Annotated in this window: 1 pseudogene; it reads right to left on the reverse strand. The window is 74.7% G+C overall.

The features are described from left to right. Nucleotides 1-87: 87 nt before the first annotated feature. Nucleotides 88-348 (reverse strand): annotated as a pseudogene (gene bapB / locus J5M57_RS28635) (T3SS-associated acyl carrier protein BapB); the annotation flags it as partial. Between the last annotated feature and the right edge of the window lie 90 nt (nt 349-438).

The raw sequence follows: 438 nt of genomic DNA on the forward strand, positions 1-438 counted from the left end.
CGGGTACGCCGCGCGCGATGCGCGCGGCGTACCCGCGCGGGCGTGCCGCTTCGGCCCGGCGCGCGCGGACGATTCGGGAGGCGCATGAGCGCGCGCGGCCGCGCCCAGCAGCGCGGCGACGTCGGCCACCGTTGCGACTTCGGCAAGCCGCGCGCGATCGAGGCGGATGTTCCAGCGCTCGTCGAGTTCCATCGCGAGTTCGATCAGCTCGAGCGAATCCATCGCCAGGTCGTCGAGCAGCCGCTGCGGCGGCGCGATCTGCGCTTCCGGCACGCCGAGCATGCCGGCCAGCAGCGTCTTGGCCGCCGCGAGCGCGGCGGCGTCGCTCAGATGCGGGCCGGCCGTCATCGCTTCGTGCCGTTGGCGATCGAATCGTTCCAGCCGACGCGCGCCGCGCCTTCGGTCGTCACGATTCGGTGGGCCGGCGCGACGCTCGGG

The organism is Pseudomonas sp. 86_A, assembly GCF_017491705.1.
Taxonomy (GTDB): domain Bacteria; phylum Pseudomonadota; class Gammaproteobacteria; order Pseudomonadales; family Pseudomonadaceae; genus Aquipseudomonas; species Aquipseudomonas koreensis.